This window comes from Rhodococcus sp. KB6, from assembly GCF_001445685.1.
Lineage (GTDB): Bacteria > Actinomycetota > Actinomycetes > Mycobacteriales > Mycobacteriaceae > Rhodococcus_F > Rhodococcus_F qingshengii.
This window is the reverse complement of sequence record NZ_LNAK01000144.1, coordinates 20,016-38,179: the sequence shown is the minus strand read 5'-3', so window position 1 is coordinate 38,179 and position 18,164 is coordinate 20,016. Positions and strand designations below refer to the sequence as shown.

21 protein-coding genes and 1 riboswitch are annotated in these 18,164 nt (G+C 61.7%); of the genes, 8 read left to right on the top strand and 13 right to left on the bottom strand.

Annotation, left to right across the window (positions count from 1 at the left end):
- Nucleotides 1-43 precede the first annotated feature (43 nt).
- The 4 genes from ASU23_RS24810 to ASU23_RS24795 all read right to left on the bottom strand — a co-directional run bounded on the left by ASU23_RS24810 (nt 44) and on the right by ASU23_RS24795 (nt 5,898).
- Entirely contained in the window at nt 44-1,375 is a 1,332-nt protein-coding gene (locus tag ASU23_RS24810) for an MFS transporter (protein ID WP_058038904.1), read from the bottom strand.
- 104 nt (nt 1,376-1,479) lie between these two features.
- On the bottom strand, nt 1,480-2,460 hold the full coding sequence (locus tag ASU23_RS24805; protein ID WP_054780862.1) for a linear amide C-N hydrolase: 981 nt from the start codon (nt 2,458-2,460) through the stop codon (nt 1,480-1,482).
- Nucleotides 2,461-2,477: 17 nt separating this feature from the next.
- Nucleotides 2,478-4,385, bottom strand: coding sequence for an alkyl/aryl-sulfatase (locus tag ASU23_RS24800; RefSeq protein ID WP_058038903.1), 1,908 nt, complete (start codon nt 4,383-4,385; stop codon nt 2,478-2,480).
- Between the two features lie 109 nt (nt 4,386-4,494).
- The gene (locus tag ASU23_RS24795; protein WP_058038902.1) at nt 4,495-5,898 is read right to left on the bottom strand and encodes an MFS transporter; all 1,404 of its coding nucleotides are present in this window, start codon (nt 5,896-5,898) and stop codon (nt 4,495-4,497) included.
- 103 nt (nt 5,899-6,001) lie between these two features.
- Here ASU23_RS24795 and ASU23_RS24790 point away from each other — a divergent pair, with 103 nt between their 5' ends.
- Nucleotides 6,002-6,613: a helix-turn-helix domain-containing protein gene (locus tag ASU23_RS24790; RefSeq protein WP_216637135.1), complete on the top strand. Its 612-nt coding sequence runs from the start codon at nt 6,002-6,004 to the stop codon at nt 6,611-6,613.
- Here the strand turns inward: ASU23_RS24790 and ASU23_RS24785 are convergent.
- Entirely contained in the window at nt 6,610-7,389 is a 780-nt protein-coding gene (locus tag ASU23_RS24785; protein WP_058038901.1) for an IclR family transcriptional regulator, read from the bottom strand. The genes ASU23_RS24790 and ASU23_RS24785 overlap by 4 nt on opposite strands.
- 167 nt (nt 7,390-7,556) lie before the next feature.
- On the opposite strand from ASU23_RS24785, the gene ASU23_RS24780 reads away from it, so the two are divergent.
- From ASU23_RS24780 to ASU23_RS24770, 3 genes are read left to right on the top strand one after another with little or no spacing between them, the layout of a single operon-like run.
- On the top strand, nt 7,557-8,324 hold the full coding sequence (locus ASU23_RS24780; protein ID WP_172827097.1) for a CoA transferase subunit A: 768 nt from the start codon (nt 7,557-7,559) through the stop codon (nt 8,322-8,324).
- Nucleotides 8,321-8,983, top strand: a complete 663-nt coding sequence (locus ASU23_RS24775; protein ID WP_020906493.1) for a 3-oxoacid CoA-transferase subunit B — start codon at nt 8,321-8,323, stop codon at nt 8,981-8,983. Before ASU23_RS24780 ends, ASU23_RS24775 begins: the two co-directional genes overlap by 4 nt.
- Nucleotides 8,980-10,179: an acetyl-CoA C-acetyltransferase gene (locus tag ASU23_RS24770; protein ID WP_058038900.1), complete on the top strand. Its 1,200-nt coding sequence runs from the start codon at nt 8,980-8,982 to the stop codon at nt 10,177-10,179. The genes ASU23_RS24775 and ASU23_RS24770 overlap by 4 nt, the downstream gene beginning before the upstream one ends.
- Nucleotides 10,180-10,251: 72 nt before the next feature.
- Here the strand turns inward: ASU23_RS24770 and ASU23_RS24765 are convergent, their stop codons facing one another.
- Nucleotides 10,252-10,467, bottom strand: a complete 216-nt coding sequence (locus ASU23_RS24765) for a BldC family transcriptional regulator (RefSeq protein WP_003945782.1) — start codon at nt 10,465-10,467, stop codon at nt 10,252-10,254.
- Between the two features lie 111 nt (nt 10,468-10,578).
- Here ASU23_RS24765 and ASU23_RS24760 point away from each other — a divergent pair, with 111 nt between their 5' ends.
- Nucleotides 10,579-10,986, top strand: a complete 408-nt coding sequence (locus tag ASU23_RS24760; RefSeq protein ID WP_003945735.1) for a RidA family protein — start codon at nt 10,579-10,581, stop codon at nt 10,984-10,986.
- A 22-nt stretch (nt 10,987-11,008) separates the two neighbouring features.
- On the opposite strand, the gene ASU23_RS24755 is transcribed toward ASU23_RS24760, so the two are convergent.
- The gene (locus ASU23_RS24755; protein ID WP_003945929.1) at nt 11,009-11,278 is read right to left on the bottom strand and encodes a DUF4235 domain-containing protein; all 270 of its coding nucleotides are present in this window, start codon (nt 11,276-11,278) and stop codon (nt 11,009-11,011) included.
- A gap of 187 nt (nt 11,279-11,465) precedes the next feature.
- Here ASU23_RS24755 and ASU23_RS24750 point away from each other — a divergent pair, with 187 nt between their 5' ends.
- Nucleotides 11,466-11,681 (top strand): hypothetical protein, encoded by a 216-nt coding sequence (locus ASU23_RS24750; RefSeq protein WP_003945874.1) that lies wholly within the window; start codon nt 11,466-11,468, stop codon nt 11,679-11,681.
- Between the two features lie 7 nt (nt 11,682-11,688).
- Here the strand turns inward: ASU23_RS24750 and ASU23_RS24745 are convergent, their stop codons facing one another.
- The 4 genes from ASU23_RS24745 to ASU23_RS24735 form a co-directional block, all read right to left on the bottom strand.
- Complete coding sequence (locus tag ASU23_RS24745; RefSeq protein ID WP_042453495.1) at nt 11,689-12,846, bottom strand: AI-2E family transporter; 1,158 nt, start codon at nt 12,844-12,846, stop codon at nt 11,689-11,691.
- 64 nt (nt 12,847-12,910) lie between these two features.
- The gene (locus tag ASU23_RS24740) at nt 12,911-13,387 is read right to left on the bottom strand and encodes a hypothetical protein (RefSeq protein ID WP_003945539.1); all 477 of its coding nucleotides are present in this window, start codon (nt 13,385-13,387) and stop codon (nt 12,911-12,913) included.
- A 135-nt stretch (nt 13,388-13,522) separates the two neighbouring features.
- Nucleotides 13,523-13,678, bottom strand: a complete 156-nt coding sequence (locus ASU23_RS34350; protein WP_003945564.1) for a DUF6131 family protein — start codon at nt 13,676-13,678, stop codon at nt 13,523-13,525.
- A gap of 164 nt (nt 13,679-13,842) precedes the next feature.
- Nucleotides 13,843-14,244, bottom strand: coding sequence for a nuclear transport factor 2 family protein (locus tag ASU23_RS24735; RefSeq protein WP_042920157.1), 402 nt, complete (start codon nt 14,242-14,244; stop codon nt 13,843-13,845).
- A 101-nt stretch (nt 14,245-14,345) separates the two neighbouring features.
- On the opposite strand from ASU23_RS24735, the gene ASU23_RS24730 reads away from it, so the two are divergent.
- On the top strand, nt 14,346-15,701 hold the full coding sequence (locus ASU23_RS24730) for a DUF1254 domain-containing protein (protein ID WP_058038899.1): 1,356 nt from the start codon (nt 14,346-14,348) through the stop codon (nt 15,699-15,701).
- Between the two features lie 50 nt (nt 15,702-15,751).
- On the opposite strand, the gene ASU23_RS24725 is transcribed toward ASU23_RS24730, so the two are convergent.
- Together ASU23_RS24725 and ASU23_RS34045 are read right to left on the bottom strand one after the other, a co-directional pair.
- Nucleotides 15,752-16,543, bottom strand: coding sequence for an SDR family NAD(P)-dependent oxidoreductase (locus ASU23_RS24725; RefSeq protein ID WP_058038898.1), 792 nt, complete (start codon nt 16,541-16,543; stop codon nt 15,752-15,754).
- A gap of 166 nt (nt 16,544-16,709) precedes the next feature.
- On the bottom strand, nt 16,710-16,868 hold the full coding sequence (locus tag ASU23_RS34045; protein ID WP_156423192.1) for a hypothetical protein: 159 nt from the start codon (nt 16,866-16,868) through the stop codon (nt 16,710-16,712).
- A 184-nt stretch (nt 16,869-17,052) separates the two neighbouring features.
- Between ASU23_RS34045 and ASU23_RS24720 the strand changes: the two genes are divergently transcribed.
- Nucleotides 17,053-17,910 carry a siderophore-interacting protein gene (locus tag ASU23_RS24720; protein ID WP_003945614.1) on the top strand — a complete coding sequence of 286 codons (858 nt, stop codon included), beginning with the start codon at nt 17,053-17,055 and terminating at the stop codon, nt 17,908-17,910.
- Nucleotides 17,911-17,951: 41 nt separating this feature from the next.
- A riboswitch (cobalamin riboswitch) is annotated at nt 17,952-18,133 on the top strand.
- Nucleotides 18,134-18,164 lie beyond the last annotated feature (31 nt).

Below are 18,164 nucleotides of genomic sequence, written 5' to 3'. Positions count from 1 at the left end.
ATATCCCTTACTCGGATCGTTTCGGCATTCGGAAAAGCTGCGGTCAGTCGACGAGTGCCCGCTTGTGGGCATTTCCTCGCAAGGTACTCAAGGCGATCGCACTGACGGCGCACGTTGCCATCACGAAGTAGGCCGGAATATCGAGATTGGAAGTTTCCTTGATCAGCCACGTGATGATCAAACCGGCGCAGCCCGAAAAGACCGCGTTGGACAGGGAGTATGCGAGTCCCAATCCGGTGTACCGAACCGAGGTGGGGAACATCTCGGAGAGCATGGCGGGTCCGGGTCCGGCAACAAGTCCCACTGCGGCGCCGGCGGCAAACACTGCAAATCCCTTGGCTGTCAAAGACGTCTGCTCGTTCTGCAGGACGTTGAGCAGCGGCAGAGCCAAGACCAGAATTATCACGGTGCCGGTAAGCATGACCGCGCGTCGTCCGATGCGATCGCTGAGTCCACCCGCGATCGGAATGGTCACCGCGAAGCCCGCATTGGCGAGCACGGAAGCAACAAGTGCCTGATGGAAAGTCGCGTTGAGCGAACTCTGAAGATAAGTCGGCATCACGACGAGGAACGTGTAACCGGCAGCAGACCACCCCATCAACCGCCCGATTCCGAGCAGAATCGCCTTGGCTGTCTCTCCGACAGTCGGCTGCACTACAGGCGCCGGCGCATCAGCTGTCGGTTCGGACTGGACTGATCGAGCACGCTCGAACGACGGCGTTTCTTCGAGGCGGAGCCTGAGCCACAGAGCAACCAGACCCATCGGAAGTGCAAGGAGGAACGGAATGCGCCAGCCCCAGTCACCGAGCTGTCCCGGGTCGAGGACAGTGGCGAGGAGTGCTGCGATCCCCGCACCGGCGAGCAGTCCGAGTGCGACGGTGAACGACTGCCACGAGCCGTACAGCCCACGTCGTCCGGGCGGAGCGAACTCGGTCATCACCGACACCGCACCGCCGAACTCACCACCGGCCGACAATCCCTGCAGAATTCGAAGGACCGTCAAGAGCAGCGGTGCCAGAATTCCGACGCTCTCGTAGGTGGGCAGCACACCGATCAGGGTCGTCGCACCCGACATCAGCAGAAGAACGATCACCAAGGTGGGGCGTCGGCCGATGCGGTCACCGAGTCGACCGAACAGCGCGGCCCCCACTGGGCGGAAGAAGAAGGCCAGCGCAAACGACGCGTAGGTCTTGATCAGGCTTTCGAGGTCGCCGGAGCCGTCGGCGCTGAAGAAGTTCGACGCGATGATCGTCGCGAAGAACCCGTACACACCGAACTCGTACCACTCGATGAAATTTCCGACGGAGCCGGCGACGAGCGCCCTGCGCCGTTTGAGCTGCGCACCATCGTTCCGTGTCTGCACTGTGATGCCCATGCCGTCCTCCGTTGACGAAACCCGAATATGCAACAAAGTTTCATCTGAACAGAGTGGAAATGTCAAGAAGTTTCACGATTGGATTTTTACTACGCCCCGAAGCCTTATGCTCCCGCGAACGTGAATGCCTCCGCCCGTTCGAACTGGTCAGTGGAGTCACCGGAATAGACGGTGCTCTCGTTCGGTCCGAGTCCGAGCTTTCGGACGGGTGTCCCTTCCGCGAGATCCATCGACGCCACGTCCACCCAGAAGATATTGGGCGTCATCGCCGACTCGAAGAAATAGAGCGTGCGTTTGTGATCGACGACGGTGCGCCAACGGGTCGATGAAATGTTGGGCTCATCGGGAGTCGAAATCCCCAGGGGCACCGACACATTCCGAATAACACTGAAGGTGGATGCCAACGCCGCCCGCGGATCGTCCGTCTGCGGTATCGCATCGACATAGAACGACGCCCGAGCGAATCTGTCAGCGGCACGGTTGGTTCCGGGCAGCATGACGGTTCCGTTGATCTGCTTCCAGTACTCGTTGACGGCGAGTTGCTGATCGAAGATCGGCGAATTGGTCATCACCTGGTACTCACGGCTGTGATGAATCGTCGGGCGTCCACCGACGTACTCGATGATCGCGCTGTCTCCCCCAGCGTCCGAGAGCGACATGTGCAGCGTTGCGAGGCGGTCTTCGCCGGGAACGGCGGCGGTCACTACCGTGAACGGTTCCGACGCGAGCACTTCGACCGCTTCCTGAACTGTCGCAAAGCGATCCAGGACGTATTGCGCCCACGCCGCGATCGACAATCCCGGGGTCGAACCGTCATACGTCGGGTACTCGGACTCGACCAACCACAAAAGATTGGCAGACAGCCCAGCCTCGTTGACCCCGTCGGTCGTGCACATGTCGTAGGCCGTCGCGACAACACTTCCGTATTTCGACGTCCACTGTATCGAGTTCGGACCTGCACAGCCCTCTCTGGTCATGCCGCGCGGGAATGCCCAGAGGTTTGTTCCGAGGTCGACCTTCCAATCCATCGATCGAGCAGTGATCACAGTGTCGTTGGGCCCCAAGTAGACCAAGCGTGTACACATCGAAAGCTATCCCTTCGTTACGGCGTGACGATATTGAAACTGGGATCGAAGGTATCGAGCAACCCTCCCAGCGTCTCGAGCGCTGATTCGTCTCCGTCGAGCGAAATCTGCCCGGCCTTGGTCAGTTCGGCGGCCGCGCCCGGTTGCAGAAGCGCTCCCACGAGCGCCGCCTTCGGGCCCGAGACCGTCAGTTGCGTGTTCGGTGACGCGCCCTTGCGCGCATTGAGGACGCCACGCTTGACCCACGCAGTCCATGCCTCGTCGCCGCGATCGGTGAACACGAAGTCGATCCGCAGTTCCGCGTCGGTGGCCTTGTCGCCGATGAGATGTATTGCGACGAAGTCGAAGAGGATGTCGATGGGCATCGCGAGGACACTGTCCTGACTTGCCGTCACGTACGGGGCAGGCTGGGCGCCCTCACGCAGTTCCAACGCGGCCGAGAGATAGATCCCGCGCCACTGCGGCCCTTCGGCTTGATAGCCCATCTGCTCGTAGACGTCGGCTTGCAGGTTCCTCGCTTCGGCGTTCTCCGGTTGCGCGAACACCAACTTGTGCAGGATCTCTGCCGCCCATCGGTAGTCCGCGGCGTCGAATGCCCGCTTACCCTCGTCCAGGATCTTCTGCGCGCCAAGGAGATCGACGAACCTCTTCGCCGATTCGACCGGCGGATGAGGATGAAGCGACACCGGATCGCCGTCCCACATTCCCAGTTCCTTGGTGTACACGGCGCGAACGTCGTGGTGCAGAGTGCCGTGATATCCGCGGTTGTACCACTTGCGCCCGAGTTCGTCCGGTAGTTCGATCACCTCGGCAGCTTCGAGCGGTGTGTACCCCTTGTTCGCGAGACGGAGCGCCTGGTCGTGAATGTACTTGTAAGTGTCCCTTTGCGATTCGATGAACGGCACCAGGTTCTCGTTACCCCACACCGGCCACGTGTGCGGTCCGTAGTGAACAGCCGCTTCGTCTCCCCATCGTTCGAGAGTCTCGTCCAGATACCGAGCGAAGTTCCGAGCGTCGCGAGTGCGCGCGCCTCTGAGGGTCTGGATGTTGTGGAGCGAATGATTGGCGTTCTCCGCACAGGTCAGCGCGGCGAGTTCGGGGATCCAGATGTGCATTTCCTCCGGGGCCTCGGTATCCGGCGCATACAGGAACTCGAATTCCAGACCGGCGATCTCACGCTTCGTTCCGGTCTCCGTGATGCTGTCGGTCGGCGAAATATACGAGATCTGAGGGCCTTTGGTGCTGAGCACGCCGATTCCGCAGGAGACTGCCCCTTTCGGGCCGAGGTCGAGCAATCCACCGAAGGCATAGAAAGACCGCCGGGCCATGGCATTGCCGGCCACAACGTTCTCACCGATCGCGAACTTGTCGAACGATGCGATCGTGCCGGGTGCGATGATCGGAACCTTTCCCGACGCAACGTCCTCGACGTCGACGATTCCCTTGACTCCGCCGTAGTGGTCGATATGGGTGTGCGTGTAGATGATCGCCGCAACCGGCTTGTCGCTGACGTGCTCACGAATCATCTTCATACCCTGACGTGCCGATTCGACCCCCGCCATACAGTCGATGACGATCAGTCCCTCGTCACCTTCCACGACCGTCAGGTTCGCGATGTCGTTGTTCCGCACCTGGTAGAGGCGATCCGTCACCTGGTAAAGCCCACCTCGGCGTATGACCTGACTCTGGCGCCACAGGCTGGGGTTGACGGTGTCGGGTGCGGGAACGTCGTCACCGATGTACGCCAAAGCGTCCGGGTCGAAGACCACATGCCCGTCGTCGCCGAGAACGTTGCCCGGCAACGGAGCGATCAACCCTCGATCCGCGTCGGCAAAATCCTGCCGGTCATCCATGGCATACCGCGCGACTGCCTCGCGATTCGCCGTGACTGTGGCCGGTGTTGCGTCCTTAGGTGTCTGGCACATGGCACTCCCTGCTCGGATACGACGATCTGATACCCCATCATCTGTATCGGTTGGGCGCGCGCTTGGAATCACCCGCGCAGGGTGAAGCTCGCACGAACACGCGAGGTGATCAGCCGGGGAGTTCCTCGGAATTCCGAGATGCGAGTGCAATTAACAGGACTGCGATCCCACATCCGGCAACCAGGATCCATCCCAGCCTCGATGCCTGTGCGACGTCTACCGGTGCACTGCCGCCGATAATGCCGCCGGCCAGCGCCACACCGAGAGCGGCACCGAATTGGCGTGCACTGGAAGTTATTCCACCGGCAAGCCCCGCCTGCGATCTCGGCAGCCCGTTGACGGCGGTGTTGGTGATGGGGGCATTCGAGAACCCGAATCCGATACCGAGAAACAGGTAAGCGGCCAACAGCATCGGAATCGCCGTGTTGTTGTCGAGCGAGACCAGGCACAGTCCACCGAGCGTCGTGAAACTACCGGCGATCAGCAGCGGCCGCCGCGGGCCGAAGCGTCCGACGAGTATTCCGGACAACGGCGCGCAGACCGTTGCCGCAACAGCCATCGGGAGGGTGATCGCGCCGGCCAGGGCCGGACTCATACCGCGGGAGTGCTGCAAGTAGAACGTGCCGAGCAGTAGCGTCGCGTTCAACGCTACGAACACCACGACAGCGCCGATCACAGCCAACGAGAACGGTCTGCGGCGGAAGAGTGCGAGATCCATCAGTGGCTCGCGCTTGCGTGATTCGACGCGGATGAATGCGGCCAACGCTGCAGCAACAACGACATACCCTGCCGTCGCCGCGGCAGAGAACCATCCGATTCGCGGACCCTCGATCAGAAGGGCGACCGCCCCGCCGACAAGAATCACCAGTAGCAACTGACCGGGAAGGTCGAGACGTCGCGACTGCTGCGCTCGGGACTCCGGTACAAACACAGCAGTCAAGACGAGCACGGCCAAGATCACCGGCACGTTGATCCAGAAAACCGATCGCCAGCCGAAACACTCGATGAGCACACCGCCGACGATCGGCCCTGCCGCCATACTCAGGCCGAAGACCGCGGCCCACACCCCGATCGCCTTGGCCCGCTCCTTCGGGTCGGTCATCACGTTGACCACGATCGCCAAGGCAACCGGACTGAGCATCGACCCACCGACGCCTTGGACGATCCGCGCCGCGATCAGCACCTCCACGGACGGAGCGAGTGCGCAGGCAATCGACGCCACCCCGAAAACGACAAGCCCGATCTGAAAGACTCGTCTCCTGCCGAATCGATCGGCCACCGCTCCGGACGAGATCAGCAAGCTGGCCAGGACGAGTGTGTACGCGTTGACGACCCATTCCAGACCACGGGTTCCGACGCGAAATCCCTCACCGATCGTCGGCAGGGCTACGTTGACGATGGTCGTGTCCAACCCGACGACGAACAGGCTCGTGCAGCAGATCGCCAGGATGCCCCATCGCCGCCGTGCATCAAGTCCGATCACTTGCGGTTCGATCCCGCTCGAAGGTTTCATGGTCGGACTCCATCTCTCGAAGTGCTCTGCCGTACTCGACTGTCGAAAGGATCGTTGCTCTCCAGCGTCCGAAGTCGGTAAGAATTTTGCGGAAACTGCAAAGATGGACGGCATGGATGCTGAATTCGAGCAGTTGATCACCGATATCGGACCGAGGCTGCGCACGCTTCGACGCGATCGCGGATTGACTCTCGAGGCGCTGTCCGAGGTCACCGGCGTCTCCGTCAGCGCACTCTCACGCCTCGAATCGGGGAAGCGTCGTCCCACCCTCGATCTGTTGTTGCCGCTTGCCCGAGCGCACCGGGTCGCGCTGGACCAACTCGTCGGCGCTCCCGCTACGGGCGATCCCCGGGTTCACCTCACCCCGAGCCGACGCAAGAACGGCAGTGCCGTCGTTCCGTTGACGCGCTATCCCGGCCGCGTGCAGGTCTTCAAGCAGGTGATCGGGCCGCGTCCACCGAAGCTCGTCACCCACGCCGGCTACGAATGGCTCTACGTCCTCGCCGGGGATCTGCGTCTCATCCTGGGGGCGAACGAGGTTCTCCTACACCCCGGGGAAGTCGCGGAGTTCGACACTGCCGAGCCCCATTGGTTCGGGCCTGCCGATGAACAGGTGGTGGAAATCTTGCATCTTTTCGGCCCGCAAGGCGAGAAGGCACATGTGCGCACGAAGGCAAAAACTACTACTGCACAAGACCTGGTTCCCGAAAGTTAGTTCACTGCATGCGTTTTCAATCGGTTCGACAGTGTGTGAGCGTGCTCGAGGAGTAGCGTTCCCAACTCGGCATGACGCGCGGGCCGGAAGCGTGTTTCCACTCCGGTCAGGCTCAGCGCCCAGTCCGGGCGCCCGTTGCGGTCGAACACCGCGGCACCCATCCCCCAGCTTCCCTCGACGATGAGGGCTGGATTAACCGCGTACCCGGTGACACGCGTCGACTCGATTCGCTCACGGATTGATGCCTCACTGTGGATCCCACCCCATTCCGATTCCAGATTCACTCGGGCGAAATAGTCGTCGACGTCCCGCGTCGGTAGATGGCTCAAGATGGCAAGCCCCGCCGACGCGACCCCCAACGGGAATCGCTTCCCCTCGTGCAGCACGTGAGATCGCAGTGGAAAACTGCCTTCCTGACTCAGGATGCAGACGGTCTGGTCACCTCGGCGTGCCGACAGGAAGGCGCTCTCCCCCGTGACCCGGGCAAGTTCGTCGACGACGTCGCGAGCCCGGTCGGTGATGTCGTACCGATTTCCGGCCGCCGCCCCCAGGAGGTACAACTCCGGGCCGAGAGACCACCGACCGGTTCGTGCGTCACGGTCGACCAGTCCTTCGGCAGCCAGGGACGTGAGCAGTCGGTGCGCAGTGGGCCGAGCGAGGCCGGTGACCTTGCCCAATTCCGTGGTGGAAGTGCCCGTTGGTTCGGACGCGCCGAGGGCTCGCAAAAGTGCAGCCACCCGCGCGACCATGGCCGGCGATTGCCCGTGAGTTGGCATGCAGCCATCCTAGCGTCCATTCAATGAACGAAATTCCTTCAGACGATCAGTAGTCGATCAGTTCTCGGTTGATGTTCGAGATTCCTTGAACCTGTGAACTGGAGATAGTTCACTGGATATCGAAGTGAGTGAGTGTCTACTCAATGAACGCTTGGCAGGGAGAGAACATGACAGCAAAGGTGTACGAGTCCGCAGCGGAGGCGGTCGCCGACATCGTCGACGGCGCAACGCTGGCCGTCGGCGGATTCGGCTTGTGCGGCATCCCCGACGTGTTGATCGACGCGATCGCAGCTACGAGTGCAACCGAGCTCGAGGTGTTCTCCAACAACTGCGGCGTCGACGATCACGGTCTCGGAATCTTGCTGAGCGCCGGCCGTATCCGACGAGTGACCGCGTCGTACGTCGGTGAGAACAAGGAGTTCGCCCGGCAGTACCTGGCCGGCGAACTCGAAGTGGAACTGACGCCGCAGGGAACGCTCGCCGAGCGTCTGCGCGCCGGCGGAACCGGAATCCCCGCATTCTTCACACCGGCCGGAGTGGGTAGCCCCATCTCCGACGGCGGAATGCCGTGGCGTTACGACGCCGACGGCTCGATCGCTATTGCATCGCCTCCGAAAGAGACTCGCGTCTTCGGAACCAAGCGTTACGTGATGGAAGAGGCGATCAACGCCGACTACGCACTCGTGCACGCCGTTCTCGGTGACACCGACGGCAACCTGGTGTTCGACAAGACCGCGATGAACTTCAACCCGCTCGCCGCGATGGCGGGACGGGTCACCATCGCGCAGGTGGAACGTCTGGTCGAGCCCGGTGAAATCGACCCGGCATCGGTGCACCTGCCCGGAGTCTTCGTGCAGAGAATTGTGCACACCGGCCCTCAGAACAAGCGAATCGAAAAGCGAACCGTCAGCGCTTCGGAAGGAACCTCACGATGACCGCACCAGTGACAGTGACGGGTTGGACGCGCCAGCAGATGGCAGCGCGGGCGGCTGCAGAGATGATCGACGGGGAGTACGTCAATCTCGGAATCGGCCTTCCCACACTGATTCCCGGATACCTGGGCTCGGACGTTCGTGTGGTCCTGCACTCGGAGAACGGAATTCTCGGCACCGGACCGTATCCCACCGAGGACAACGTCGATCCTGACCTCATCAACGCCGGCAAAGAGACCGTGACCGTCAACCCCGGTGCAGCATATTTTGATTCGGCCCTCTCGTTCGGGATGATCCGCGGCGGCCACATCGACACCGCAGTCCTCGGCGGTATGCAGGTGTCGAAGACGGGTGACCTCGCAAACTGGATGGTCCCCGGCAAGATGGTCAAGGGCATGGGCGGCGCAATGGACCTGGTCCACGGTGCCCGGCGTGTCATCGTCGTCATGGAGCACAACGACCGCGACGGCAACCCCAAGATCGTCGACGCGTGCACCCTGCCCCTGACCGGCCAGGGCGTGGTGAATCGGATCATCACCAACCTCGCCGTCATCGACGTGAGCGACGAAGGCCCACTCGTCCTGCGTGAACTCGCCCCCGATGTCAGCGTCGAAGACGTAGTCGCCGCAACCGGCACCGAACTGAAAGTTGAACTGGCATGACCGACACGACCACTGTGATTGTTGCGGGAGCTCGTACCCCGATGGGTCGACTCCTCGGATCGTTGAAAGACCTCTCCGGGTCCGACCTCGGCGGCATCGCCATCAAAGGCGCCCTCGACAAGTCCTCAGTCGCACCCGAACAGGTCGACTACGTCATCATGGGACAGGTCCTCACCGCCGGCGCCGGCCAGATGCCCGCCCGCCAAGCCGCCGTCGCCGCCGGCATCCCCATGAACGTCCCCGCCCTGAGCATCAACAAAGTGTGCCTCTCCGGCATCGACGCCATCGCCCTCGCCGACCAACTCATCCGCGCCGGCGAATTCGACATCGTCGTCGCCGGCGGGCAGGAATCGATGTCCCGCGCACCCCACATGCTCGAAAAAAGCCGCGAAGGCTTCAAATACGGCGACGTCACCCTCCGCGACCACATGGCCTACGACGGCCTCCACGACATCTTCACCGACCAGGCCATGGGCCTGCTCACCGAACAAGTCAACCAACAAGAAACCGCCCACATCACCCGCGCCGAGCAGGACGCCTTCGCCGCCGCCTCACACCAGAACGCGGCCCGCGCCTGGAAAGACGGCCTCTTCGACAACGAAGTCGTCCCCGTCTCCATCCCCCAACGCAAGGGCGACCCGATCGTCTTCGCCCAGGACGAAGGCATCCGCGCCGACACCACCACCGAATCCCTCGGCACACTGCGTCCCGCGTTCAGCAAGGACGGCACCATCACCGCCGGCTCCGCCTCCCCGATCTCCGACGGCGCCGCCGCCGTCGTGGTGATGAGCAAAACCAAGGCCGAAGAACTCGGCCTGACCTGGATCGCGGAAATCGGTGCCCACGGCGTCGTCGCCGGACCCGACTCCACCCTCCAGTCCCAACCCGCCCGGGCCATCGCCAAAGCCTGCGCGAAGGAAGGCATCGACCCCACCGACCTCGACCTCGTCGAAATCAACGAAGCATTCGCCGCCGTCGGGATCGCCTCCACCCGCGAACTCGGCCTCGACCCCGCCAAGGTCAACGTCAACGGCGGCGCCATCGCCGTCGGCCACCCCCTCGGCATGTCCGGCGCCCGCATCGCCCTGCACCTCGCCCTCGAACTGCAACGCCGCGGCGGCGGCATCGGCGCAGCCGCACTCTGCGGCGGCGGCGGACAAGGCGACGCACTCATCGTCCGCGTCTCCAAGGCCTGATTACTTCCTGCTCACCAGACAGGTCGCCGAGCCCTCATCATGCTCGGCGACCTGTCTGTTTCGTGCCGGAGGTTATTGGTGATCGAGCGTCGTCGAGCGGTTACGCAGCAACGTCTCGATCTCCGATCGCCGGTACCTCCGATGCCCGCCAAGGGTTCTCAGAGTGCCGACTTTGCCCTCCCTCGCCCATCTGGACACCGTGGTCCTGTCGACGTGGAACAGTGCTGCAACCTGTTTGGTCGTCAGCCACTCGTCGACAGGTGCTGTGTGCTCTTCTTCTCGGCTCATTGACAGTCATTCGTAGCTGCCGACTGAAGGGATGGGTCCGACGATGAATTGGCAACCCCTGGCGTGCTGTGAAAGACTCGCTGCAAAACTTTACTATTCCTTGGGGAAATAATGTCGAAGTCGGTAACTCTGATCCGTTCCACGTCACTCTCTTCGGTGGCTGAATATGCCTATGCAGCAACGGCTCCCGCCGAGGCCCGACTGATCTTCCTGGCCGGATCTTGTCCTCTGAACGCGGACGGCTCTACTGCCGCCATCGGTGACTACGCAGGACAGGCAGCCAAGGCCGTCGACAACCTGAGAACAGCTCTCTCGGACGCGGGCGCGTCCATCACCGACGTGATCAACACCCGCGTTCTGGTGGCGTCGAGCAATCAAGCCGACCTGGTTGCGGCGTGGGAGGTAGTCCGCGACGCGTTCGGTGATCACGACGCCCCGAGCACTCTGATGGGTGTGACCGTTCTCGGTTACGACGATCAACTGGTCGAGATCGAGGCAATCGCGGCCGTCGTCGACTGAACTCGAACCGAACCGGGCGTTCCTACCGAGGATCTTCGTGAGCAAGGGCCCGGTAGCCCTTTGCCCCCGCACGATCCACTGCGGCTCGCACAACAGCGAAGATGGCTCCCTGCAGGGCTGCGGCGATCAGGACTTCCTTGCTCGACCTGCTCAAGTCTTTGGGCTCGGGCGCATTCTTGTCGTCACCGATGCGCTTCCACACCTGCTGGAAGACAGCGCCGGCCAAGATGCCGCCCAGGACGCTGGTCGCCAGTGAGAGTGGCTTGTACATCGCTTTCGATACTGCGCTCATTGCGCGGATCCTCCGTGGTTCGATACGTACCGCCTGAGCGGCTGACCGACTCTCACTACCCGGCAGGCGAGGTGTCGAAACATTGCACCGGCGAGGCACGAAGACGACTGTCGCACGTTGTGTTCCACGGGTTTGCCACTTCTCGAGCCGGGTAGGATCGTCTTAGCGAAAGAAGGTTGTGTAAGTCATGGAAAACTACAGAATCGAACTACCGGACGGTACAACGGTGATGGAAGATTTCGTCTCGGATCGCGCCGCAATCGCATACGCGGTCGATCTGAATCACGGTTGTAGCGAGAAAGTCTCGGTATTCCGTATCACCGCCGAGGGAGAAACCATCCCGACTCGGATGTGCCCCAAGCCGAATCCTGGTTCTCGGCGTCGCGCGCGAAGCGTCCGATAGAAGCCGGTCAAGAAGCGTCGAGGCGCGGAAAGAGCGTCTCCCTTGCAAGCAGCAGCAAGGCCGCAGCGACCGGAATCGCCAGCAACGCACCGACAATACCGAGCAACGCTCCACCCAACAGCACCGCGACAACGGTCACCAGTGCCGGGACCGCCACCGTCTTCCCGATGATCTTCGGAACGAGCAGGTAGTCCTCGAGCAGACGTAACGCAATGAAGAACGCAACTGTCGCCAATGCCGTTGGGACAGAGACTGTCAGGGAGACCAGGGCGACGACAACCCCTGCGATCGTGGAACCGACTATCGGGATCAGATCGAGCAGAGCGACCAGCAGCGCCAGGATCAACGGATACGGCACGTCGAAGATCAACAACCACGCGAAGGTGCACACTGCGGTGATCACGGAGATCAGAACATTGCCGAGGACGTACCCACCCACACCTGCCAGTATCTGATCACCGATGGCGATTGCTCGTGGCCGCCGCGAATGTGGCACCAGCCGATACAGATTCGTGCGGATTCGTGGGTAGTCGATCAAGAAGTACGTCGTCAGTACAGCAACGATTCCAGCGTCGGCGACTGCGCTGAACACCGCCCGCCCCGCTCCGAGCAAACCCGTCGCGAGCGCAGACCCCGAACCGTCCAGTTGGGTGGTGAGGTGCTCCTCGAGGTGATACTTCTCGTCGAGGTCGCTGACGATCGGATACCGGTCACGAATGTGTGTCAGAAGTTCGGGAGCGTGTGATGCGAACTGACGTCCCTGCTCGACCAGCGGGGTGATCGCAGCAACCAGAAACAGCGCCAACATCACTGCAATTCCGAGGAGTACCACGGTGACTGCGATCCAGCGTCGGAAATGTCTCCGCTCCAGCCAGACGATCATCGGTTCGATGCCCACCGCGAGAAACAGCGCGACCACGATCAGGATCAGCATGCCTCGCGCCGCCAGGAGCACTTCGATCACCGCGTACGTCACGGCAACACCGGCCGCCGCGCTCAGACCGATGAAGAACGGTGAACGACGATCGAACCTCGGCCCCGGTTCGCCCAGCGGCCGGACGGGCGTCGCCAATGCTGCGGCTTCACGTTCGGCTTCCGCCATCGGATCTGCAGCTTTGACTTCACTGTCGGAATCCGGTGAGGTGTCCGCGGAACTGGGATCCATTCAAGCCACCTCACGATCCGCGCGACTTCCCGGCACGGGAGTGAGTACCCGTGCCGTGGCCGGATCAACCTCGAGGCTTCTCCGCTCCGCTTCGTGTCAGCGCGAGACCGGTTCCTACCACTCCGATAATCGACACAGCGATGGCGATGCTGGGCCAACCGTCGCTCTGCCAGTAGACGTCGTCGAGAGTGATCAGTAACGCAGCCTCGTCGACGATGAGCCCGAGTGCGATGCCCAACGCGATGCCCATCCATGTTCTTGCGCGAGGGCTTCGGTCTACGAGTCCGAAGATCGCCACCCCGGCCAACAGCAGAATTCCCCATAGATAGTGATGCAGATGAGTGCCACCGGCGCTGATGTCGCCGACGTCTCTGGTGTCGATCTGGATCAACCACGTCACCAGACGTGCTCCGCCGAACGTCAACGTGAAGGCCACCCACGCCAACACCAAACCGCGGCGCGATTCGTCAACCTGATTCCATCTGCGAGGGAATCTGAATCGCTCGGCAGATTTCTCTTCGTCATGGTCTCGAGAAAGCATCCTTCATGTTTACCCGATGCCGCTCAGATCGATAATTTGGGGTAGAGAGACCGAAAACTAGTTGGAGCACAAAAAGCGGTACCCGATCTCCGAAGAGATCGGGTACCGCCTTCTCAGCTACTCGCGCAGTATTGATCAATACCAGACTTTTCGTCCGCCCACTGCGCGCCCGGTAGCACCGAGGATGGACAAAACTGCACCTACGACGACCAAGATGATGCCGACGGTGGTCAGAATGCTCAACCCCGTGAAAAAGCCGATCAACGCCAGAATAATGCCGAGAACAATCATGTGAGAACCTCATCCGGTATGCGTATCAAAATGATCTACTCAACTGACGCTACTACAGAAACTTCACAATCGATAAATCCGATAAATACATTCATAAATGCGAAACTCGTATTACTACCCAATAGCGCCTCCGTTAAAACATCAGCCTTTCTCTTATCTCTACCTCACAGTTCCACGTCCTCGATCTTCGCCTCGACCGCCGGCGTGATGTGGCTCAACACGCAGCGCCAACGACCGTCTCGCCGCGCGAACACGTCGGTGGTCCACTCGTCGGCGTCGTATTGTCTGCCGCCGTAGTGCGCGGTATTGACGATCCGCGTAGTGAACAGTGCGACGTCACCGAAGAAACGCACGCGAGCGCTCCCGACGCGGTCCATCGCCGAATGAGTCAAGTCGCCCGAGGCCACGAAGCCCAGGAACTCCGCTTTGGTCGACACTCCGGATTCCGAGACGATCACCCAGTCGTCTGCCATGAAATCGCCGATCCGTTCGGCGTCGTTCGAGCACATCGCGACGTTCCACTCGTCTGCGACAGCGACCAATGCCGCACTCTCCTGATCCGACATGTCTTCTCCCTCTACCGTCGTCACCCTCGGCGGGTGATGCCCCGACGGCAGGGTTCCCGCAGGGTGGACTTCGAACCGACGTGCACGACGAGAGGGCAGAGATGACAGACACCAGTCGCACCGAGCTTGCAGCTCAGGCGTATATCTACGGATTTCCCCTCGTTTTCAATCTCGACCAGGTCCATCGGTATGTTCACAACGGTGTCGGAGCGAACCCCGCCGCACCTTTCAACACCTTCAGCCACGCCCGCACACTGGCCGGGCCGGCAGACACTTTCGTCACTATCAACAACGACACCGTGTACTCCATGGCGCAGATCGACCTCTCTGTCGGCCCCGTTGCGCTGCACGTCCCCGATACCGATGGCCGTTACTACGTCCTCCAGTTCGTGGACGCCTGGACAAACAATTTCGCTTACGTCGGGCATCGGGCCACCGGCACGAAGAGCGGAGACTTCCTTCTCGTCCCACCCACCTGGACGGGAACCCCGGCGGACCAGACCACGGTGATCAGATTTCCCACGAACATTGCGTCGATCGTGGGCCGCTGGGCATGCGGTGGCGACGACGACCTCCCTGCGGTGCACGCCTTGCAGGACGCCACCACGCTGACCGTCGTCGACTCCACCGGAAACTCGGCGGGTCTCCCAGTGCCCGAACCCGGGGTAAGCCAGGACCTCCTGTTCCTCGAGAAACTCCGCATCTGGTCACAGGCGTTTCCGCCGGCCCCACGCGATCGAGAACTCCAGGATTCCTTCTCCCCGATCGGAATCGACGAGCCCGGGGCCTCTCCCTATAGCTCACACTCTGCCGCTTCACTCTCTGCCGACGAGGCAGCCGCGTTGGCTGACGGATTGACGATCGGTGAGAAGAACCTGCTCGAGGCCCTCACGAAAGGCTCCAGCCCCGAAGTCAACGGATGGAAGCTCACATTCCACGCCTTCGACTACAACCTCGACTACTTCGAGGTCGGCACAATCGACGATTCACAATTCAAGATCGCCGATCCCAAGTTGCGCATCGTCGAACGCGCCGCGGCCGCCAAGGGCGGGCTGTGGGGCAACCACCCTTACGAAGCGGCGTACATCATGACCTACGTCGACGATCAGGGCGAGCAGTTGAACGGAACCCACACCTACACAATAAGACTCGACCCCACTCCGCCGGTGAGCGCCTTCTGGTCGCTGACGATGTACTCGGTGCCGGACTTCTTCCTCGTGGCGAACCCCGTCGACCGATACTCGATCGGCGACCGCACTCCAGGAATCGTCCACGACGCCGACGGTGCGTTGACGATCACGATCAGCCACGAGGAGCCGAAAGACCCCACGGCGAAGGCAAACTGGCTGCCCGCACCGCGCGGGGATTTCCGACCGGTACTGAGAATGTACGAACCTTCGCCCGCCGTGCTCGATCAGTCCTACGTCGTCCCCGCCATCACTCGCTCGCGAGAATGACGGCTCGCGTCTGACGGCCTGCCTGTGCGGGCCGTCAGACGGACGCAGAATCAGGCGTGCGTGCCGCCGTCGATCCGGATCTCCGTGCCAGTGATGAAGGCACCATCGTCGGATGCCAACATCGCGATAACTCCCGCAACACTTTCCGGCCCGGCCATGGGGGCACCACCGGACTCCAGATCAGTGCTCAGAATCGGTGACAACTTGCCGAAGAGCGACCAGTCGGTGTCTTCCGGCAAGTACGACGCCGTAGTGTCGGTGATCCCGCTCTTCACACTGCCCGGAGCCACCGCGACGGCACGCAGACCCTGCTTGCCGTATTCGAGAGCCAGTGCGTGAGTGAAGGACTGGATTCCTCCCTTACTTGCGGCATACGCGGCCATGTACGGGTGCGCGAAGGCCGCGGAGGTGGAACTGAAATTCACCACGACTGCGTTGCCGGTGGCAAGGAGAGCCGGCAGTGCCTGGCGGGTAACGAGGAAAGTGCCCGTCAAATTCACGGAGAGCACCTGATTCCACAGGTCCAGCGAGGTCTCGTGGGTGTGCCCACCACGCAGTATCCCGGCGGCGTTGACCAGTACGTCCAATCCCCCGAGAGACGAAATCGCCTGACCCACAACCCTGATGACGGAACCCTCGTCACCGATATCGACGACGAAGGTGTCGAGGCGATCCTCCGTCGAAGCATGTTCTGCCGATTTCCGGGTGTTCGCCAAACCCTGCTCGGAGATGTCGGCAGCGACCACGCGGCCACCTTCGGCGAGCAACCGCAGCGCGGTGGCCTGCCCGATTCCAGATCCTGCGCCGGTGACGAGAATACGACGACCTTCGAAACGATTCATTGCTGTGTACCTTTCACGAAAACGAGTTGGCTGGCATTCCAGGCTCGGTGGCGCCGACACTCACAACTCACCCGCGAGAAATCTCAGGTACGGGAAATGCGCAGCACTGCAACAGGTGTGGCACTGCAAAATCCCGGCGAGGCAATGCTCGCCGAAGTGGCGAATGTCAGACGGATCCGGCCGGTGCGGCCAAGGCTCTTTCGATCCAGACAAGACCGGACGGGCGGCGGTCGATCGCCTTACGCCCACGTCGGAAAGTCGCTACGCCGAATCGGGCCGCGCGCAGTGCACGGCCGGAAGCGAGAGAACAGCGGCGTATGGACATCACAGGCACGGTAGCAGCGCCGGCACCACTCGCTCAACCGCGTCGTTTCGAGACCCGAATCATTCAGGTAATCAGATGTCACTTCTGTCATTCAGGTAATCAGATGTCACTTCTGGACAACTCGCTCGACTTAGGCAGCGCTAACCTGGCGGCATCCCGAAAACCCGATCCAGGAGCACAGTCGATGACACATGCAGACGCCTCGCGCACAACAACTCCCCCGACGACTGTCCTACGGACCGCTGACCACAATCGCGGACTCAACGACGTTCTCGCGATCGTCGAAGCGATGGAGCGACCGAGCGATCACCTGCTGCGGATAACGGCTCGTTTGACGGAGTCGACCGACGATCCGACCTGGTCACGCCCGAATGTGACCGTACGCATGAATCTCGGGCCGGCCTTCGACGACGCTTCGCGCGTGTACACGGTGCGTTCCTACGATTCAGCGAGCGGATCGATCGTCGTCGATGTGGTCCTGCACGGACAGACCAGTCCGATGATGAGGTGGGCAGCAGCGTTGGCCGTCGGTGACACCTTCGGCCTCACCGGTCCGCGGCCACACTTCTTGATCCCTGATGTTCCTGGTCGACGTATCGCACTTTTTCTGGACGGCACCGCAATACCCGCATTGCACTCGATCATCGAGCAGTTACCTACCGACGTCGTCGGAATCGGCTGGGTCACAACAGATGACGAGGTCGCCTTCGCCGAACTGCCCGCCCTCCCCGGCCTGGAGCTTCACCGCGTGAGCGCAGATCCGGCCGAGCCCGACGGCCCACTGGCGGTACGAGCACGCGAGCTCGCCAATCCCGCGAGCTACGTCGTGTGGGGCGCCGGTGAACGCAACGAGATGCGCGCAATCCGGAAGCACTTTCGATCGACCGTCGGACTCGACAAAAACGACGTCGCGATATTCGGATATTGGAAGGAGGGCGTCAGCAACACCGAAATCGACCTCCGTCGACGCGAGAACTACGAGCGCATCCTCGCCGACGGCGGAACCCTCACCGACATCGACGACCTGGCCATCGAGATCTGATTGCCTCACACCAGCCGACCTGACCGGCGGTGCACTGCGGTGATAAGTTCCTCTGTGCCAGCGGACCTCCACACAGGGGGTCAGGGAATCCGGTGTGAATCCGGAACTGACGCGCAGCGGTGAGGGTGACCGCCCGGGCTTACGCCACTGGATGAGAATCTGGGAAGGCGCTCGGGTGGGGCGATCTCGAGTCCGAATACCGGCTGGCAGCAGGGGTCAACAGGCGCCTGTTCACACGGTAACGGGCTCCGCGA

Excerpts from the sequence above, each read along its gene's own strand:
- ASU23_RS24780 (WP_172827097.1), top strand. The coding sequence starts at position 7,557 with ATGACAGCAAAGGTGTACGAGTCCGCAGCGGAGGCGGTCGCCGACATC.
- ASU23_RS24735 (WP_042920157.1), bottom strand. The coding sequence starts at position 14,244 with ATGTCGGATCAGGAGAGTGCGGCATTGGTCGCTGTCGCAGACGAGTGG.
- ASU23_RS34350 (WP_003945564.1), bottom strand. The coding sequence starts at position 13,678 with ATGATTGTTCTCGGCATTATTCTGGCGTTGATCGGCTTTTTCACGGGG.
- ASU23_RS24770 (WP_058038900.1), top strand. The coding sequence starts at position 8,980 with ATGACCGACACGACCACTGTGATTGTTGCGGGAGCTCGTACCCCGATG.
- ASU23_RS24805 (WP_054780862.1), bottom strand. The coding sequence starts at position 2,460 with ATGTGTACACGCTTGGTCTACTTGGGGCCCAACGACACTGTGATCACT.
- ASU23_RS24765 (WP_003945782.1), bottom strand. The coding sequence starts at position 10,467 with ATGAGCCGAGAAGAAGAGCACACAGCACCTGTCGACGAGTGGCTGACG.
- ASU23_RS24790 (WP_216637135.1), top strand. The coding sequence starts at position 6,002 with ATGGACGGCATGGATGCTGAATTCGAGCAGTTGATCACCGATATCGGA.
- ASU23_RS24795 (WP_058038902.1), bottom strand. The coding sequence starts at position 5,898 with ATGAAACCTTCGAGCGGGATCGAACCGCAAGTGATCGGACTTGATGCA.
- ASU23_RS24720 (WP_003945614.1), top strand. The coding sequence starts at position 17,053 with ATGACACATGCAGACGCCTCGCGCACAACAACTCCCCCGACGACTGTC.
- ASU23_RS24760 (WP_003945735.1), top strand. The coding sequence starts at position 10,579 with ATGTCGAAGTCGGTAACTCTGATCCGTTCCACGTCACTCTCTTCGGTG.
- ASU23_RS24750 (WP_003945874.1), top strand. The coding sequence starts at position 11,466 with ATGGAAAACTACAGAATCGAACTACCGGACGGTACAACGGTGATGGAA.
- ASU23_RS24800 (WP_058038903.1), bottom strand. The coding sequence starts at position 4,385 with ATGTGCCAGACACCTAAGGACGCAACACCGGCCACAGTCACGGCGAAT.
- ASU23_RS24740 (WP_003945539.1), bottom strand. The coding sequence starts at position 13,387 with ATGCTTTCTCGAGACCATGACGAAGAGAAATCTGCCGAGCGATTCAGA.
- ASU23_RS24755 (WP_003945929.1), bottom strand. The coding sequence starts at position 11,278 with ATGAGCGCAGTATCGAAAGCGATGTACAAGCCACTCTCACTGGCGACC.
- ASU23_RS24725 (WP_058038898.1), bottom strand. The coding sequence starts at position 16,543 with ATGAATCGTTTCGAAGGTCGTCGTATTCTCGTCACCGGCGCAGGATCT.
- ASU23_RS24810 (WP_058038904.1), bottom strand. The coding sequence starts at position 1,375 with ATGGGCATCACAGTGCAGACACGGAACGATGGTGCGCAGCTCAAACGG.
- ASU23_RS24775 (WP_020906493.1), top strand. The coding sequence starts at position 8,321 with ATGACCGCACCAGTGACAGTGACGGGTTGGACGCGCCAGCAGATGGCA.
- ASU23_RS24785 (WP_058038901.1), bottom strand. The coding sequence starts at position 7,389 with ATGCCAACTCACGGGCAATCGCCGGCCATGGTCGCGCGGGTGGCTGCA.
- ASU23_RS24730 (WP_058038899.1), top strand. The coding sequence starts at position 14,346 with ATGACAGACACCAGTCGCACCGAGCTTGCAGCTCAGGCGTATATCTAC.
- ASU23_RS34045 (WP_156423192.1), bottom strand. The coding sequence starts at position 16,868 with ATGTCCATACGCCGCTGTTCTCTCGCTTCCGGCCGTGCACTGCGCGCG.
- ASU23_RS24745 (WP_042453495.1), bottom strand. The coding sequence starts at position 12,846 with ATGGATCCCAGTTCCGCGGACACCTCACCGGATTCCGACAGTGAAGTC.